Origin of the sequence: Anianabacter salinae, assembly GCF_019061145.1 — a bacterium.
Lineage (GTDB): Bacteria > Pseudomonadota > Alphaproteobacteria > Rhodobacterales > Rhodobacteraceae > Anianibacter > Anianibacter salinarum.
The window spans coordinates 1-13,145 of record NZ_JAHQZS010000001.1; the positions used below are offsets into that span (position 1 = coordinate 1).

A 13,145-nucleotide genomic window follows, 5' to 3' on the forward strand; every position below is an offset into this window, starting at 1 on the left:
ATACATCGACGGGTTCTATAATCCCGTCAGGCGGCATTCATCGCTCGGCTTCCAGAGCCCCATCGCCTTCGAGCGAAGGGCGCGCGAAGTGAGCTAAACGCTCTCCACGAAATCCGGGCAAGTCCAGGAAACACAGGCCAAAGCCCCACGTCTTCCTGGCATTGGTCAGCCCGATGAGCAGGTCGGCGATCTGCTCGTTCTCCTCGTCCAGCATCGGGCTGTATCTGTAGCATGTCTCGCTGATGCCGAATGCGCGGCAGGCCAGCGCGATGCTGGTACCCTTCATCGCCACCGCTTTCACGGCCAGCTCGCGGCGCTGAGCTGGCCGTATCATTTTTTTCCGAGAGCTTCCTTCAGCAGATCGTTCTGCATGCTGACATCGGCATACATGCGCTTCAGTCGGCGGTTCTCCTCGGCCATCGACTTCATCTCGCTGATCAAGCTGGCGTCCATGCCGCCATACTTGGCGCGCCACTTGTAGACCGTGGCGCTGCTCATGCCGTGTTCGCGGCAAAGCTCGGAAACCGGCGCGCCGTTCTCCATCTGCCGCAGGATACCCATGATCTGGGCCTCGGTAAAACGTGTCTTCTTCATCGGAATCTCCTCAGACATCATGCCGAGAAAATTCTACGTCCGCATACCCCTAAGATCGGGGGGGATTACCATGCCATGGGCGTAATTGTTGGCTCAAGGCCGAAGTTTGGTTTCGGTTCGGTCCAGGCCAATGCGGGCCCCCGCAACCAAATTCCTCAGCTTTATCAAACGCTTAGGGCGCCCTTCGGGGCGGCGTTTGCGCTTGGACCCGCCGTGGACGCACTGCGACGCCTACCGAGTCTGGCCTCAGCTGCGCCCGACCACAGATCATCGCCTCCGAAGTTTCAGGCCGGATGCTGACTGGCGCTACGTGAACCGGCTTGCTGGCCTATTCGAGGCGCTCGAAGGCGCGGGAGAAGCCGGAGAGCGTCACGTTCATCCGGGTTTCCGCGCCGTTGCTGGCTCGCATGGCGACGCCAAGCGTGCCGCCGCCGATCATGGCGTCGATCATTTCCTGTTCTGCTTCGTTCACGACGAAGCAGCCGGTTTGAAGGCATGTACTGATCTCGAACGTCCACGAGGCGCCATCATCCACGACAAGGTCGATCCCGCGAGGCAGGTCGAGGCCAAAGGGCAATTGAACGATCAAGGTCGGGCTGGCGTCTGCCGGAGCCTCCTGCAACGAAATGCTCAGGATCGCCTGGTTGTTCTCGGCGGAGGTGATGGTCATCGTCGCCGCGCAACGCAGCTCGTCTTCGGCGACGTTGTTGCACTGCACGCCCCAACCACTGCTGTTGGCCTGACTGGTCTCTTGTGCGGGAGCCTCGGCATCCTGCGCCATGGCGCCGCCAGCTGACAGGATCAGCATGGCCGAGGTGCGTACAAACCAGGGTTGTAGCTTGCAGGGCATGAAGTGCTCCAGATCAGTGTCGAGAAGAAATGGTCGCCTACCGGGTACCCAAGTTGCGTAACTGATAAGCTCTCGTGAGGTCAATAAAACTCATGACCGCCCGTGAATTCGTAAGGAGTCACGATCGGCAGTAGATTTATCGCGTTCCCCTGACGCGGTCGGTGATGTTGCAAGAACTTCTTTCCGCAGGTTGTTTTCTGAAGTCGCCGCCGCAAAATCTTGCAGGTTGCCGGGGGGGGAGTTCTTTTTGGCTCTTGAAAATGGTGGTGCGACCCTCAGGGACACCACCACAAACCCGGCCAGAACGCTTTACCAAAGGCTCGGTTTCAAGATCATCGCCGACAAGGGCGTCTACGATCTGCTCGAATGGCGGGACACAATGAAGGTTCAGGTAAAGAGCGCCTCGTACTGCACGCTGTCACCGAATTGTGCCACCGGAACGATGAATTTCTCGAAGGTTCCGAGGGCCGGGTGACTGAGCGCGTAGATGCTTTGCGGAAGAAGCGGCACCGCCGCAGCCTCACAGATCAATGAAAAGGCGCTGCTCTCTCTTTCCCCGCGTCTATTCTGATTGATCTCGACAAGATCGACCGTCATCTCTCCACCCGGGTGAGCCAGGGTGAAGGCATCCCCCTGAAGATCCGCAGAATCGCTGTGTTTCATGACGCTGTCCAATAGGTCCATGCGTCAGAAACAAGCGAACACGCGAAGCCGCGCGTCAACGCCACTCGCGCAGAAAGTGTGCTCATGGTCCGCGAACGCATCTTTCTGATGTCGACAATGCGGTGTGCCGCGCCAAGTGGTCGCACGCAGGCGAGGCACTCAGCCCATTGTCCCGCCGGGCTTTGGCACCCTTATGGAAGGCTGGCACAGGGCTTGCATCGACAAGTCCGGCCCAAGGGGGGACCGGCACCGTCATGACAAACGATCGCATTCCGAACGGCCCAGGCTTCGCTGATCCTTTCACGCTTGCGCCAGAAGGTCCGCAAAGGCCGGTTTCGCGTTGCATTCCGCCGCGGAATTTCCAACAAACCCGTGATCCCCGACCTTGCGGAGACGCGCATGTTTTCTGACAGCAGCCTGCTACCGATCATCGCCATCCTGCCCTTCCTGGGGGCCCTTGTTCCGGGCGTGATGATCCGGGCGGGGCGCACGGCCTGCGCAAGCTTCACTGCGATCCCGACGGTTCTGGCCCTTGTCATGCTGGGCACGCTTGCGCCCGGCGTGATGGACGGCACGGTCTACCGGGCCGAGATCGTCTGGCTGCCGCAGCTTGGCCTTTCGGCGTCGTTCTTCCTTGACGGGCTGGGGCTTTTGTTCGCGGGGATGATCCTGGGCGTCGGCCTTCTGATCACGCTCTATGCGCGGTATTACCTGTCGGGCGAAGACCCGATGGGGCAGTTCTACACCTACCTTCTGCTGTTTCAGGGCGCGATGCTGGGCATCGTCCTGAGCGACAATATCCTTCTTCTGCTGATCTTCTGGGAACTGACATCGCTTTCGTCCTTCCTGTTGATCGGCTACTGGAAGCACTTGCCCGAGGGCCGCCAGGGCGCGCGCATGGCGTTGACGGTGACGGGCGCTGGCGGTCTTGCGATGATCGGCGGGATGCTGATCCTCGGCAATGTCGTCGGAAGCTACAACCTGACCGACATCCTGGCGGCGGGCGACCAGATCCGCGCGTCGGACTGGTATGCCCCGGCGCTGATCCTGATCCTGCTGGGCGCCTTCACCAAGTCGGCACAGTTCCCGTTCCATTTCTGGCTTCCGCACGCGATGGCGGCGCCGACGCCGGTGTCGGCCTATCTGCATTCTGCGACGATGGTGAAGGCCGGCGTGTTCCTGATGGCGCGGATGTGGCCCGCGCTGGCGGGGACGGACATGTGGTTCTACATCGTGGCGACCGTCGGACTGGTAACCATGGTGCTCGGCGCCGTGATCGCGCTGTTCAAGGATGATCTGAAGGCGCTCCTGGCCTTCTCGACGGTGTCACATCTGGGCCTGCTGACCATGCTCTTGGGCTTTGGCACGCCGGAGGCCGCGATTGCGGCGGTGTTCCACATCATCAACCACCTGACGTTCAAGGCCGCGCTGTTTATGACCGCCGGGATCGTCGACCACGAGGCGCATACGAGGGACATCAAGCGGCTGGGCGGGCTGGCGCGGCTGATGCCGATCACCGCGACGATCGGCACCGTCGCGGCGCTGTCGATGGCGGGCATTCCGCTGTTCAACGGGTTCCTGTCCAAAGAGCTGATGCTGCACGAGGCGGCGCATGTGACCTGGTACCAGAACCCCTGGATCGTCGGCGCGCTGGCGACGCTCGGCTCGCTGTTCTCGGTCGCCTATTCGCTGCGCTTCATCTTCCACGTCTTCGGCGGCCCCGTGCGCGACGACTATCCGGCCAAGCCGCATGACCCGCCGTTCGGGCTGTGGGCCGCGCCCGCGTTCCTGTGCGTCTTCGTCGTGCTGATCGGCGTCGCGCCGTTCTTGGCGCAGCCGGTGGTGCGCATGGCCGCCGAGGCGGTGACGGGCGAGGAGCTGAGTTTCTACTTCAAGATATGGCACGGGGTGAACACCGCGCTTCTGATGTCCATCGCGGCCATCGTCGGCGGGGTGATCCTGCTGGGGCTGCACCGGTATCTTGACCGGCTGTGGATCGCCGCGCCGCGCCCTGAGGCCAAGACGATATTCGACGGTTTGATCGCCGGTGTGGTGGGCTGGATGCGCGGCATCACCGGCTGGCTACATCACGGCGCGATCAGCCGCTATCTGGCGGTCTTCGTCGTGGCCACGCTGGTCGTGGGCGTCGCCGCCTTCCTTGGCGGCGAGATGGGCCAGCAGACGCGGGCGCTGACGCCGATTCCGCCGGTGGCGCCGCTGGGCTGGCTGCTCTTGGTGGTGGCGACGGTTCTGGTCGTCGTTCATCACCGCTCGCGGTTTCGCGCGCTGGTGCTGATCGGTGTGATCGGGCTGATGATTTCGCTCGGCTTCGTGTTCCTGTCGGCGCCGGATCTCGCGCTGACGCAGATCTCGGTCGAGACGGTGACGATCCTTCTGCTGCTGCTGGCGCTGCACTTCCTGCCCAAGGAAACCCCGGTCGAAAGCAGCGGCGGGCGCCGTTTCGGCGACGCGGCCATCGCCATCGCGGCGGGCGTGGCCGTGGCCGGGCTGGCCTATGCCTTCATGACTCGCGACTTCAACAGCATTTCGGATTTCCACCTCGCCAACTCGAAAAGCGGCGGCGGCGGAACCAACGTCGTCAACGTCATCCTCGTGGATTTCCGGGGCTACGACACCTACGGCGAGATCATCGTCCTGGGGATTGCGGGTCTGGCCATCTTTGCGCTGATGGAATCGCTGCTGGCCGGGCCTGCCGGGCGGCGCCTGCGCAATGCCGACTATACGCTCGACCGGTCCAAGGACCGGCACCCGCTGATGATGGTGGTCGCCACGCGCGTGATGTTGCCGATCGCGATGATGGTCGGCATCTTCATCTTCCTGCGCGGGCACAACCAGCCGGGGGGCGGATTTGTCGCCGGGCTCGTCTTCTCGATCGCGCTGCTGATGCAATACATGGCCAGCGGCTTTGCCTGGACCACGCGCCGCCAGAGGCTCGAGTATCACGCCCTCATCGGCTTTGGCGTCGTGATCGCCGGGCTGACCGGGGTGGGGTCGTGGTTCGCAGGTCGGCCGTTCCTGACCTCGTCCTTCGGCTATTTCGAGTTTCCGCCGATCGAGGAATTCGAACTGGCGACTGCGATGCTGTTCGACCTTGGCGTCTTTCTCTGCGTGCTGGGGGCGGTGATGCTGATGCTCTTCGGCCTGTCGCGGCTGGCTCGCCATGCAGGCGAGACGGTGAACAAGGAACCGATGGAATACGATCCAAGCAACGCCGTCGCGGCCGCCACCACAAGGGAGCGCCGCTGACATGGAAATACTTGTCGCAACCGCTGTCGGCGCGCTGACCGCCGGGGGGGTCTACCTGATCCTGCGGCTTCGGGCCTTTGCCGTGATCCTGGGGATGGCCATGCTGTCCTACGCGGTCAACGTGTTCCTGTTCTCGACCGGGCGTCTGGCGATCAACGCCGCGCCGATCCTCACCGGATACGAGGCGGGGGATTATTCCGGCTACACCGATCCGCTGCCGCAGGCGCTGGTCCTGACGGCCATCGTCATCAGCTTCGGCATGACGGCGGTGCTGGTGATGTTCTCGCTCGGCGCCTACCTCGAGGCCGGGGACGACCGGATCGACATGGACGGCCCCGATACGCTGCCGGACGGCGAGGCCGAGGTGACGGACGGCGCAGAAGACGCGGCTCACCTGACCATCGAGATCGAGCCCAAGGAGAGCGGCGCATGAATCACTGGATTGTCGCGCCCGTGATCCTTCCGGCGCTGCTTGCGCCGCTGATCGCCTTCGTCATGCGCCACGACATCGTGGTTGCCCGCGCTGCGTCCGCGGCGGGGACGGTCGCGCTGGCCGCCATCGCCATCGGCCTGACGGTCATGGCGGCGGGCGGCGAAACGCACGTCTACTATCTTGGCAACTGGCCTGCGCCCTTCGGGATCGTCCTGGTGCTCGACCGCCTGTCGGCGCTCATGGTGCTGCTGACGGCGCTGCTGGCGCTGATCGTGCTGTGGCACGCCATCGCCACTGGCTGGGACGCGCGCGGGCGGCATTTCCACGCGCTGTTCCAGTTCCAGCTCATGGGGATCTGCGGCGCTTTCCTGACCGGCGACGCCTTCAACCTGTTCGTCTTCTTCGAGGTGCTGCTGATCGCGTCCTATGGCCTGATGATCCACGCGGGCGGCAAGGTGCGGCTCAAGGCGGGCGTGCAATACGTGGTGATGAACCTTGCAGGCTCCACGCTGTTCCTGTTCGCGCTGGGCACGCTCTATGCCGTGACGGGAACGCTGAACATCGCCGATCTGGTGGTGAAGGTGCAGGACAGCGCCCCCGGCGATCAGGCGCTGATCCGGGTGGCGGCGATGCTGCTGCTGGTGGTCTTTGGCGTCAAGGCGGCGCTGGTGCCGCTGCATTTCTGGCTGCCTGCGACCTATTCCAACGCGCCCGCACCCGTCGCGGCGCTGTTCGCGATCATGACCAAGGTCGGCGCCTATTCGATCATCCGGATGCACACGATGGTGTTCGGTCCGGACAATGCGGCGACGGGGTCGATGATCGGCGACTGGCTGTTTCCTGCGGCGGTGCTGACCATCGCCGTCGGGGCGTTCGGCGTTCTGGGCGCGCGGCGGTTGATGCCGCTGCTGTCCTATTCGGTGATCGGGTCGATGGGGACGCTGCTGCTGGCGGTGTCGGTGTTTACGCCCTATGGCACTGAAACCGCGCTGTATTACCTGATCCATTCGACCTTTTCGGCGGCGGCGCTGTTCCTTCTTGCCGATCTCGTGGTCTCGCGGCGGGGGGGCGACGGGCTGGGTGTGCAGCGTCCCACCGTACAGAACGGGTTGTTCGCCGCGTTGTTCTTTGCCGCAGCCATCGCGATGGCCGGGATGCCGCCTCTGTCTGGCTTCTTGGGCAAGTTGCTGGTGCTGGACGCGCTGCGCGGGCCGGATGTCATCGTCATCGGCTGGACCGCGATCCTGATCGGATCGCTCATAACGATCCTTGGCTTTGCGCGGGCGGGCAGCGTTCTGTTCTGGAAATCCACCGCCGCCCCGCCGCCCGAGGCAGCACACGAAGCGGAACAGGGCGCCGCGCCCGTGGACCCGCCAAGCCCCGCATCCGCGTTGGCCATCGCGCCGACGATGATGGCGCTGGCGCTTCTGGCGGCGCTGACCGTGTTCGCCGGGCCGGTCACGTCGTACCTGCAGGACACATCCGCGCAACTGCATGATACGGCGGGCTACGTGTCATCCGTGCTTGCGCGCGACGGGGAGGCAGAGTGATGTTGAGACGGCTATTCCCCCACCCGCTTCTGTCGATCCTTTTGGCGCTGATCTGGCTGGCGCTGGTGAACACCGTAACGGTCGGGCAAGTGGTCCTCGGCGGGGTGCTTGGCATCGTCGTGCCTCTCATCACCGCAGCCTACTGGCCCGGACGCCCGCGCATGCGTGCGCCTCTCATGATCGTCGAATACATCGTCGTCGTGGTGTGGGACATCATAGTGGCCAACATCCAGGTCGCGCTGATCATCGTGTTCAAGCGGCAGAAGGACCTGAAATCGGAATGGGTCACCGTCCCGCTCGAGTTGCGCTCGCCCGAGGCGATCACCGTGCTGGCCGGGACGATCACGATGACACCGGGCACGGTGTCCGCGATGCTGTCGTCCTGCGGCACCTCGATCCTCGTGCATTGCCTGCACACCGATGACCCGGTCGCGGTGCGCAACGACATCAAGACCCGCTACGAGCGGCGGTTGAAGGAGATTTTCCCATGATCACCTACGCCATCTTCTTCGCGTTCGGCTGTTACGGGCTGGGCCTGCTGATGAACCTGTGGCGGCTCGCGCGCGGGCCGGGCCGGGCGGACCGCATCCTTGCGCTCGACACGATGGTAATCAACGTCATCGCCCTGATCGTGCTATATGGCATCTGGCAGGGCACGGCGGTCTACTTCGAAGCCTCGATGCTGGTGGCGATGGTCGGCTTCGTGTCGACGGTGGCCTATTGCCGGTTCATCCTGCGCGGCGACATTATCGAATAGGGGGCGGCCATGATCGTAGAAATCGTCATATCCTTCTTTCTGGTCGTCAGCGGCCTGTTCGGGCTGGTCGGCAGCTTTGGCCTGATAAAGCTGCGTGACACGATGCAGCGGCTGCACGCGCCGACCAAGGCCACCACGGTCGGCGTTGGCGGCGTTCTGGTCGCGTCGATGCTGTATCTCGCGCTGGTCGAGGAGTCGTTCTCCTTTCACGAGGTGATGATTACCCTGTTCCTGTTCCTGACGGCGCCGATCACCGCGCATTTCATGGCGCAGACGCATATCCGGATGCGGGTGGACCGGAACGAGCTGCCGCCGACGCAGCGCGATTTCGGCTGGTCGCTGTTCGACGAGCCGCCAGAGATGGACCCCGCGCCGACCAAGGACACCGCGAAAGACACCGCCCAAGGCAATTGAGCCTTGGCGTCATGCGTCCGGCCGAGGCGCCGGAGGAAAGGACGAGCATGCAGATCTTTCGCTGTCCGTCCTGCGCCGGGCAGGTCTATTTCCCGAACACCTTTTGCCCCTGCGGCACTGCGATTGCTTTCGATCCCGACCGGCAGGTGATGGTGGCGGGCGCGCTTGCCTGCGCCAACCGGACCCGGATTGACTGCAACTGGGTGGCGGCGGGCGGCCCGCTCTGCCGGTCCTGCGCGATGAGCGAGACGGTGCCGGACCTCGACGCGCCGCCGAACCTTGACAACTGGGCGACGTCAGAGCGTGCAAAGCGATGGATGCTGGCGAACCTCGCCCGCTGGGGCTGGTTCTCGGCCTCGGATCAGGGCCGCCTGCCACGCTTCCGCTTTCTGTCCGAGCAGACGGCGCAAGGCCCGGCGCCGGTGACGATGGGCCACGCGGACGGCGTCATCACCATCAACGTGTCCGAGGCCAGCGATACGGTGCGCATGGCCCGGCAGGAGCAGCTGGGCGAGCTGTATCGCACGATGCTGGGACATTTGCGCCACGAGATCGCGCATTTCCTGTTCCTGCGGCTGGCCGAGGATTGGTCGTTCCTGAACGGCTTTCGCGCCCTGTTCGGGGACGAGAGGGCCGACTATGCCGCCGCGCTTCGCCTCCACCACGGCGCGCCCCTCGATCCCGGCGCGCATCACATCAGCACCTATGCCACCGCCCACCCGCACGAGGACTGGGCCGAGACCGTCGCGCACCTGCTGCATCTGGTCGATCTGCTGGACAGCGCGCTGGCGGTTGGGTTGTCGCTGCCAAGCCGACCTGAACAAGGCCCCGGCGCCTATGAGGCACAAGAGACAGGCGCGCTTCTGGACCGGGCGGTCGAGGTGGCTTTGGCGGTGAACCACGTCAACCGCGCGCTCGATCTGCCGGACCTGTATCCTTTCGTTCTGACCCAGGGCGTGCGCGACAAGCTGGCGTTCGCCCATGCCGCCCTGCGCAGCGGGCCGACCGGGCACTAGTGATCTGCCCGAATTTCCGGCGGCGCGCCCATTTCCTTTGCGCCACCAATGCCCGCCGTCCTGCTGCACGCGCCTTGCGCAAGGCGCCCGGACCCGTGCATTGCTGTCGTCATGGCGATCGTCAAAGTGGTCGCGGTCCTTGAACGGAATGAGCCATGGCGATCCACGCAAGCATCTATCACCTGACGCATTATTCCTATGACCGCCCCGTCAGCCTTGGGCCGCAGATCATTCGCCTGCGCCCTGCGCCGCATTCGCGCACCCGCGTGATCTCGCATTCGCTGAAAGTGTCGCCGGGCGGGCATTTCGTGAACCACCAGCAAGACCCGTTCGGCAACTGGCTGGCGCGCTTCGTGTTTCCCGAACCGGTGCGCGAGTTGAAGATCGAGGTCGATCTTGTCGCCGACATGACCGTCTACAACCCGTTCGATTTTTTCGTGGACGACAGCGCGCAGCACTGGCCCTTTGGCTATCCCGCCGATCTGGAACATGAGCTTTCGATCTACCGGGTGCCCGAGCCTGCGGGTCCGCGCCTGCAATCGTTTCTCGACACGCTCGACCGGAGCGAGGATCACACCGTCGATTTCCTCGTCGGCCTCAACCGCCGCATCTCGCAGGTGGTCGACTATACCATCCGCATGGAGCCTGGCGTGCAGACGCCCGAGGATACGCTGGGCGCCGCGTCGGGGTCGTGCCGCGATTCAAGCTGGCTTCTGGTGCAGGTGCTGCGGCATCTGGGGTTCGCCGCGCGGTTCGTGTCGGGCTACCTGATCCAGCTGAAACCCGATGTCGAGGCGCTGGATGGTCCCTCGGGCACCGACCGCGACTTCACCGACCTGCATGCCTGGTGCGAGGTGTATCTGCCCGGCGCGGGCTGGGTCGGGTTCGATCCGACATCGGGCCTTCTGACCGGTGAAAGCCATATTCCGCTGGCCGCGACGCCGCATTTCCGCAGCGCCGCGCCGATCTCGGGCGGGTTCGCTTCGGCCGGCACGCCCGAGGTCACATTCGCCTTCGACATGCGCGTCGACCGCGTCGCCGAGCATCCGCGCATCACCAAGCCGTTCTCGGATGAGGACTGGACCCGGCTCAACGCCCTTGGTCAGCATGTCGACGCGCGGCTGGCAGAGGGTGATGTGCGCCTGACCATGGGCGGCGAGCCGACCTTCGTGTCGATTGACGATTTCGAGTCCGAGGAATGGAACACCGAGGCCGTCGGCCCGCAGAAACGCGGCTTTGCCGACACGCTGATCCGCAGCCTGCGCACCCGCTTCGCGCCCGGCGGGTTCCTGCACTACGGTCAGGGCAAGTGGTATCCCGGCGAAAGCCTGCCGCGCTGGACTTTCTCGCTGTATTGGCGCCGCGACGGGCAACCGGTGTGGAAGAACCCCGATCTCGTCGCACAAGAGACGCAAGAAACGGGGGCCGATGCCGCAGCGGCAGGCCGCTTCATGGAACATTTCGCCGAGACGCTTGGCATCCCGGCGCAGAACGCCCAGCCCGCCTACGAGGACCCGGCGGAATGGATCCTGAAAGAGGCGAACCTGCCGGCGAACGTGACGCCAGAAGAATCCAATCTGAAGAACCCCGAGGACCGCGCACGCTATGCGCGGGTGTTCGGGCGCGGGCTGGACGAGGCGGCAGGCTATATCCTGCCGATCCAGCGCTGGCAGGCCCGCCCTGACGCGCCGCGATGGCGGTCCGAGATGTGGAAGCCCCGGCGCGGCAAGCTGTTCCTGGTGCCCGGCGACAGCCCTGTCGGGTTTCGCCTGCCGCTTGGCGCGCTGCCGCATATCCCGCCGACGAAATATCCCTACTCCTACCCCGCCGACCTGACCGGGCCGCTGGCGCCGCTGCCCGACTACCACGAACGCCTTGCCGCCTTGCGCAAGGACATCCAGGACGAGCTTGCCACGCTGGCGGACGAGGAAGCCGAGCAGCGCGACAGGCTGATGCCCGATGTCTCGCCCGGCCATACCCAGCGTGCGACCCTTGGCCAGCAGGACGACGTGGAACGGCAGGGCGTGGTGCCACAGGACGAAAGCGTCAGCGCCGACCCGGCGCTGGGCGCGGTGCGCACCGCCATCGCGATCGAGCCGCGCGACGGGCGTTTGTGCCTGTTCATGCCGCCCTGCGACGCGCTGGAGGATTACCTGGAGCTTCTGGCCGCCGCCGAGGAAACGGCCGAGGCGCTGGGCCTGCCGATCCACATCGAAGGTTACGCGCCGCCCGACGATCCGCGCCTGAACGTCGTGCGCGTCGCGCCCGATCCCGGCGTGATCGAGGTGAACATCCACCCCGCGCACAGCTGGGAGGACTGCGTCGCCACGACCGAGGCGATCTATGACGAGGCACGCAAGGCGCGGCTGGGCGCGGACAAGTTCATGATCGACGGGCGCCACACCGGCACCGGGGGCGGCAACCATGTCGTCGTCGGCGGCGCGACTCCGTCCGACTCGCCATTCCTGCGGCGGCCCGATCTGCTCAAGTCGCTGATCCTGATCTGGCAGCGTCATCCGTCGCTCAGCTACCTGTTCTCGGGCCTGTTCATCGGCCCGACCTCACAGGCCCCGCGCATCGACGAGGCGCGGCACGACACGCTGTATGAGCTGGAAATCGCGTTGGCGCAGATCCAGCCGCCGGGGCAGGGCGCTGCGCCGCCGCCGTGGCTGGTCGACCGCCTGTTGCGCAACATGATGACAGACGTGACCGGAAACACCCACCGCGCCGAGATCTGCATCGACAAGCTGTTCTCGCCCGACGGGCCGACTGGGCGGCTTGGACTGGTGGAATTCCGCGGCTTCGAGATGCCGCCGGACCCGCGCATGTCGCTGGCCCAACAGCTTTTGATGCGGGCCATCATCGCACGGTGCTGGGAAGCGCCGGTCGAGGGGCGCCCGGTGCGCTGGGGCACGGTGCTGCACGACCGGTTCATGCTGCCGCATTTCCTGTGGGAGGATTTCGTCAGCCTGCTGTCCGACCTGCGGCGGCACGGCTATGACCTCGATCCCAAGTGGTTCGAGGCGCAGTCTGAATTCCGCTTTCCGTTCTGCGGGCAGATCGAGAGCGAGGGCGTTCATCTGGAGATCCGGCAGGCGCTGGAGCCGTGGCATGTGCTGGGCGAGACCGGCGCGATTGGCGGCACCGTGCGTTACACCGACAGCTCGGTCGAGCGCTTGCAGGTCAAGATGACCACGCTGCATCAGGATCGCTACCGGGTGATGTGCAATCGCCGCCCGGTGCCGTTGCAGCGGACAGAGGCGTCGGGCCTGTCCGTGGCAGGCGTCCGGTTCAAGGCATGGCAGCCACACGAGGCGCTGCATCCGACGCTGCCGGTCAACGCGCCGCTGGTGTTCGACATCTACGACGACTGGACGGGCCGCGCGCTGGCGGGCTGCACCTATCACGTCGCGCATCCCGGCGGGCGCAGCTATGACACCTTTCCGGTCAACGGCTACGAGGCCGAGGCGCGCAGGCTTGCCCGGTTCGAGCCGCACGGCCATTCGCCCGCGCCCTACCGCCCTGATCCGGAATATCCGCACGCGGAGTTTCCGTTGACACTGGACCTTCGCCGTCCCGCCGGGCTTGGATAGCCCAAGTC

The 13,145-nt window shown here is 64.8% G+C and carries 10 protein-coding genes and 1 pseudogene; 8 read left to right on the forward strand and 3 right to left on the reverse strand.

Annotated features, from left to right (window positions below; all coding sequences use genetic code 11):
* Positions 1 to 88: 88 nt before the first annotated feature.
* The 3 genes and pseudogenes from KTJ87_RS00005 to KTJ87_RS00015 form a co-directional block, all read right to left on the reverse strand.
* Positions 89 to 594: pseudogene (locus KTJ87_RS00005) on the reverse strand (transposase); the annotation flags it as partial.
* A gap of 328 nt (positions 595 to 922) precedes the next feature.
* Entirely contained in the window at positions 923 to 1,444 is a 522-nt protein-coding gene (locus tag KTJ87_RS00010) for an invasion associated locus B family protein (protein ID WP_267137016.1), read from the reverse strand.
* A 387-nt stretch (positions 1,445 to 1,831) separates the two neighbouring features.
* Complete coding sequence (locus KTJ87_RS00015; RefSeq protein ID WP_267137017.1) at positions 1,832 to 2,107, reverse strand: DUF6916 family protein; 276 nt, start codon at positions 2,105 to 2,107, stop codon at positions 1,832 to 1,834.
* A gap of 399 nt (positions 2,108 to 2,506) precedes the next feature.
* Between KTJ87_RS00015 and KTJ87_RS00020 the strand changes: the two genes are divergently transcribed.
* The 8 genes from KTJ87_RS00020 (at position 2,507) to KTJ87_RS00055 (ending at position 13,137) form a co-directional block, all read left to right on the forward strand.
* Complete coding sequence (locus KTJ87_RS00020) at positions 2,507 to 5,374, forward strand: monovalent cation/H+ antiporter subunit A (protein ID WP_267137018.1); 2,868 nt, start codon at positions 2,507 to 2,509, stop codon at positions 5,372 to 5,374.
* A 1-nt stretch (position 5,375) separates the two neighbouring features.
* The gene (locus KTJ87_RS00025) at positions 5,376 to 5,807 is read left to right on the forward strand and encodes a Na+/H+ antiporter subunit C (RefSeq protein WP_267137019.1); all 432 of its coding nucleotides are present in this window, start codon (positions 5,376 to 5,378) and stop codon (positions 5,805 to 5,807) included.
* Positions 5,804 to 7,357: a monovalent cation/H+ antiporter subunit D gene (locus KTJ87_RS00030; RefSeq protein WP_267137020.1), complete on the forward strand. Its 1,554-nt coding sequence runs from the start codon at positions 5,804 to 5,806 to the stop codon at positions 7,355 to 7,357. The genes KTJ87_RS00025 and KTJ87_RS00030 overlap by 4 nt, the downstream gene beginning before the upstream one ends.
* Complete coding sequence (locus tag KTJ87_RS00035; RefSeq protein WP_267137021.1) at positions 7,357 to 7,848, forward strand: Na+/H+ antiporter subunit E; 492 nt, start codon at positions 7,357 to 7,359, stop codon at positions 7,846 to 7,848. The genes KTJ87_RS00030 and KTJ87_RS00035 overlap by 1 nt, the downstream gene beginning before the upstream one ends.
* Positions 7,845 to 8,114, forward strand: coding sequence for a K+/H+ antiporter subunit F (locus tag KTJ87_RS00040; protein ID WP_267137022.1), 270 nt, complete (start codon positions 7,845 to 7,847; stop codon positions 8,112 to 8,114). Before KTJ87_RS00035 ends, KTJ87_RS00040 begins: the two co-directional genes overlap by 4 nt.
* A gap of 9 nt (positions 8,115 to 8,123) precedes the next feature.
* Positions 8,124 to 8,528, forward strand: coding sequence for a Na+/H+ antiporter subunit G (locus KTJ87_RS00045; RefSeq protein WP_267137023.1), 405 nt, complete (start codon positions 8,124 to 8,126; stop codon positions 8,526 to 8,528).
* 47 nt (positions 8,529 to 8,575) lie between these two features.
* Positions 8,576 to 9,544 (forward strand): zinc-binding metallopeptidase family protein, encoded by a 969-nt coding sequence (locus tag KTJ87_RS00050; protein ID WP_267137024.1) that lies wholly within the window; start codon positions 8,576 to 8,578, stop codon positions 9,542 to 9,544.
* 155 nt (positions 9,545 to 9,699) lie between these two features.
* Positions 9,700 to 13,137: a transglutaminase family protein gene (locus KTJ87_RS00055; protein ID WP_267137025.1), complete on the forward strand. Its 3,438-nt coding sequence runs from the start codon at positions 9,700 to 9,702 to the stop codon at positions 13,135 to 13,137.
* Positions 13,138 to 13,145: the final 8 nt, after the last annotated feature.

Bases quoted from the DNA above. Each gene is read 5' to 3' on its own strand.
- KTJ87_RS00020 (WP_267137018.1), top strand. From the start codon at position 2,507: ATGTTTTCTGACAGCAGCCTGCTACCGATCATCGCCATCCTGCCCTTC.
- KTJ87_RS00030 (WP_267137020.1), top strand. From the start codon at position 5,804: ATGAATCACTGGATTGTCGCGCCCGTGATCCTTCCGGCGCTGCTTGCG.
- KTJ87_RS00025 (WP_267137019.1), top strand. From the start codon at position 5,376: ATGGAAATACTTGTCGCAACCGCTGTCGGCGCGCTGACCGCCGGGGGG.
- KTJ87_RS00010 (WP_267137016.1), bottom strand. From the start codon at position 1,444: ATGCCCTGCAAGCTACAACCCTGGTTTGTACGCACCTCGGCCATGCTG.
- KTJ87_RS00015 (WP_267137017.1), bottom strand. From the start codon at position 2,107: ATGAAACACAGCGATTCTGCGGATCTTCAGGGGGATGCCTTCACCCTG.
- KTJ87_RS00055 (WP_267137025.1), top strand. From the start codon at position 9,700: ATGGCGATCCACGCAAGCATCTATCACCTGACGCATTATTCCTATGAC.
- KTJ87_RS00035 (WP_267137021.1), top strand. From the start codon at position 7,357: ATGTTGAGACGGCTATTCCCCCACCCGCTTCTGTCGATCCTTTTGGCG.
- KTJ87_RS00045 (WP_267137023.1), top strand. From the start codon at position 8,124: ATGATCGTAGAAATCGTCATATCCTTCTTTCTGGTCGTCAGCGGCCTG.
- KTJ87_RS00040 (WP_267137022.1), top strand. From the start codon at position 7,845: ATGATCACCTACGCCATCTTCTTCGCGTTCGGCTGTTACGGGCTGGGC.
- KTJ87_RS00050 (WP_267137024.1), top strand. From the start codon at position 8,576: ATGCAGATCTTTCGCTGTCCGTCCTGCGCCGGGCAGGTCTATTTCCCG.